The 3881-nt window shown below is 52.1% G+C and carries 3 protein-coding genes; all 3 read right to left on the bottom strand.

The genetic code is table 11. The features are described from left to right. Window positions 1–696 precede the first annotated feature (696 nt). The 3 genes from BWR02_RS20695 to BWR02_RS21405 all read right to left on the bottom strand — a co-directional run bounded on the left by BWR02_RS20695 (window position 697) and on the right by BWR02_RS21405 (window position 3676). A complete protein-coding gene (locus tag BWR02_RS20695) occupies window positions 697–1863 on the bottom strand; it encodes a RelA/SpoT domain-containing protein (RefSeq protein WP_139559809.1) in 1167 nt (388 codons plus the stop codon). A gap of 219 nt (window positions 1864–2082) precedes the next feature. Next, on the bottom strand, window positions 2083–3243 hold the full coding sequence (locus BWR02_RS20690; RefSeq protein ID WP_328591540.1) for a Shedu immune nuclease family protein: 1161 nt from the start codon (window positions 3241–3243) through the stop codon (window positions 2083–2085). 109 nt (window positions 3244–3352) lie between these two features. Then, window positions 3353–3676, bottom strand: coding sequence for a DUF2442 domain-containing protein (locus BWR02_RS21405; protein ID WP_236102483.1), 324 nt, complete (start codon window positions 3674–3676; stop codon window positions 3353–3355). Window positions 3677–3881: the final 205 nt, after the last annotated feature.

The raw sequence follows: 3881 nt of genomic DNA, 5'->3' as shown, positions 1-3881 counted from the left end.
ATCAGCCCCAAAATCCCTCAACTATTGCGGCCTATCCCAGCAAATTCCGCGGGATTTCGATACCCCGCTAAACGCCAAAACTCCATATACCATGCGGCTTCCAGCCCTTCCGCAGGGGCGACTACGTAGGTTCCATCGCTCGAAATCTGGGCGCCGCAGGGGGAGGATCTGCATCTTCGCCGTCCCTGTCTATTCGTACGTCAGAATGGCTGAAAGCCGCGGATGGCGTGCGCAGCGCTGTACGCAAGACTCGGGCGGGAGCACGATGCTGCCAGTGTGAAGTCCTGCGTAACAGCGTTCAGAAGGAGCGCTCTATTCGAGCGAGTGGGAACAGACCGCGGCATTTTCAACGCGCCGGAGTGAGAAAAGCTCGCGGCCCAACGGGGCTCCATCCTCGCTCCAACTGGATTGAAGTCCGGTTACCGGATAGCCTCTGATCATTGCCATGACGAATAGCCCATCGGGGTGTCATTAGCAAATAAAGAACTGACCCCGATCTTCTCCCTGACCCCGATTTTCTCCCTGGTTCGGAAATACTTCCCGTCGGTTAAGCAGCGTCATCCGTATCCGACGGTGCGCTTCGCGTCATGACCTGAGGCAGGAGCCGTATGCGGTAGTTCCGCTCGTACGGATCTGTGCGGGGGGCGGGGAGTAATCTCCGTCCCTACCGCGACCCCCTATTATTCGATTTTCCCCCTATTTTTCGTCTTTATCTGGATCGTCTCTCTTCGACCTTTTAACCACGGTCGCTTTCGCTGAAATGGGATCATACAAGAGCTTCGTTTTGTCGATTTTCTTCATGCTATTCAAAACATCATCATAAGCCGAGGAAAATCTTGTCATATCCGAAAGCTTTATCGCCTCTAATTGTGCGGAATTTAGGCTGCCAATCCGAGAAAACTTCAGTGCCTCTCTCGACAAAGCGGTCATCGTATTTATTTCATCCATCAATGACTTGGATTTGCTTATGTCAGGTATTTCTATAGAATTTTTTCTAACACTTTCAATTTCTTCTTTTAATTTTCTGAGGCTTGATTCTTTTGATTTGTTTTCTGACTTTTCCTTGCTCAACTCCTGAGCAAGTTCTTCGATTTTCGATAGATGCCCAATCTGTTCTTTTTGCTTCACGTCAAGCTGCAAGTCTTTCCATTTTATGTCAGCAACCAAATCATTAACAAAGGTTCCCATTTCGTCAGCACTTCCAGACAGTCGGTTAAATATAGTCAGAAAGTAGGAAACCAATTTGTTATCCATGAAGTTTCGGTAACGGACTTTATGGTCAATTTCACTCCAGCCTTCTTCGAATATAGTTCTAACCTGAATCTCGGAAATTATTTTTTTAAGAGTTGGCTGCATTGATATAATGTAATGAACTGATCTATATCCTGCCGAATGAGTTTGGACATCACAGCCATTTTCTCTGTAACTCTCTACTACCACACCTTCATCACCTTCACGAATGTAAGCAACAACCGCCTCTACAGGAACCCAAGATTCCTTAATATAGTGATGAATTTCCAGCCATTCATTTTTAAATAAATGCAAAACCCGCACACCGACTAAATCAGTAATGAGCTCAGCATAGTTTTCTACTGATACATTTTTGTACTTTGGGCTTGCTGAAGCTTTCTTTCTGACAATCTTTTCTAAAACGTGCTCCGGGTCTTTCACCCGCCATCTAACAGAATGAACTTGATCACATTTTTGCAGCACTTTTACCAAGAATTCGGCTGATTCATTCAGATGGGGGACTTTTAATCTATAGTCAGATTCAATTCTTAACAATTCTTCAAAGGGAATTTCAGCCTTTTTCCAATCATCTTCTGAAATCCTGTTTTTATAAAGAAAAGCTTCGAGTTCCAATTTTTTATCCTCGGTTCAACAGAAAACTGCCGTTCGAGTTAGCCGGCCCGCGAAAACAAGCGGCACAAACCTCGGCCAATATCGTGCACCATGGGCAATAAACTTGGGTCGCGGTAGGGGCGGGGAGTAATCCCCGTCCCTACCGCGACCCCATATTATTCATGCAAAGGCTGTGCGGTGGCTCGCAGCACCACCCGCACGAGCGGCTTGTCGAGGCGCCTAGAACGGGACTTCATCCACAAGGCGTTCCATTTCCTGATTCGGTTCCTGCTCCAAGAGCTCGACAAGCTTCCGCGCCTTGTCGAACAGTTCATCGAAGGGGATAACGGCAAGGCCCGGGAACTGGTGGCGGAAGAGCTCGAACGCCTTAGTCTTTTGACGATCGCCCAACTGCCTCGTATTCCCAATAATGACGGCGCACTGCGGGTCGAACGAGTCGAACAGATCATCGCTGTGGCCTTGGATCTGGCGGTAGTTGTCCTGCAGGGAATGTCTGTAGTTCAAGGCCTGCATGACAGCGCCAGAGAGCTCGGTTGAAACGTTGTACGTCTGACGGTAGCGCCCCCCAAGGAGTGGCGTCCCCGGGGTCTTAATCTCAATGAGCGCTGCACTCTGAGTTAGCCTATTCCTGAGAAGGAAGTCGACCAGGTTTCCACCCGCGTTCAGTACCGACTTCCCTCCGACGTAAGCCTTGCCGGCGACTATCGATGCTGGCCAAGAAAAGACGTGCTCTAGCACGAAGGAATTCTCGGTGAGCTGCCGCTGCCAGAACTCCTCATCCGTGTTGTCTCGATTAGCGTCCCAGGTTGCCAAGGCCTCACGAAGCCGTTGGAGCCCGATGGCCGCATTAAGCTTGGCCAATGAGGATGGGGCAACCTCCAGCAGTTTCTCAACAAGGGTACTTGCATCGTCGAGGGCCGCAGCCCAAGCGAGCAGCTTCGTCAACAGATGACGGCCAAGCGCGCGATTCGCATTGAGGGCCGTCGAGAAGTCCTCCCTGGAGAGCTGTTGGAGGCGCTCAAGCGGAGGGGTGACCTCAACGAACCTCTTACGCCCCAGGGGCACTCCCTGTTCGCTCTTGATGCAGTAGAGGCCACCCAGTACCTGATACAGGCCGAGTAGCTCTTCGGACCTGAGTTCGAGCCTGAAGCCCTCCCCGCTTTTTACTGAGGTCAGGGGAATCGTCTCGAAATCGACCCATGTATCGCTGCGCGCCTTCCGCTGATAGAGGAACACTCCTCGAACCGCAGCCGCGGGATTGGCCGAGTTTTCGACGATGGCAGGCCGAAATATGAGCCGGATCGATTCCGTTTCGCGCAGCACAGTGTCATTCGCTTGTGCTGTATTGCGGGAGGTCGATTTCGTCTGAATCTCAGTCACGGCCGCGCTAGGCCTCACAACAAGTGATTGAACGGTTTCTGTTGTTCGTCCCTGCGGCTTCTATCACACCGCTGTCACCGACGTAGCAGACACAACGCCGTCGAACCCTTCAGTTCGGCGCCCAGCACCCGTCCCGCCGAATGGCGTCATACATGGCATCAGGCGACAAGTCGGCCCCATTGGGCCACGTGACAGCGCCAAGATCGACCCGTACCTGCCGAAAGAACGCTTCATCACGTAACGGTTCGAAGAGCGTACCGTCGATGCGCCTGGAATGCAGCCAGTCGCGCAAATCGATGATTCCGCTCAGGCCGTCCATGAACGACACCGACAAGCGAAAGTCCACCCCGGCATCGGCCTTTGCGACGCGCCACGGTGCCACGGGCCTTATGTCAAGGGTGGAATCGGCTTCGGCTGCTTGAGATGCATACACAGTTCCCAGTCCTCCAGTAATTCGCGTTGATGCAGTTCCGCCTAGTCCAACACCAGGTTGAGCGCCCGCCAGGGCAGAGCACCCGGTAGAGTCCAGCGACGTGGTGTAAATCGAGGGTCAGAGATGGGAGGCCATCGCGAACTCCGGTAAGGTTGAAAGTGCGAAAGACAACCTGAACGTGGAGACGACGATGGCCGACGACAGC

Origin of the sequence: Methylotetracoccus oryzae (genome assembly GCF_006175985.1) — a bacterium.
Classification (GTDB): Bacteria; Pseudomonadota; Gammaproteobacteria; order Methylococcales; family Methylococcaceae; genus Methylotetracoccus; species Methylotetracoccus oryzae.
The sequence above is the reverse complement of the archived record's forward strand: the minus strand, read 5'-3'. Positions and strand labels throughout refer to the sequence as shown.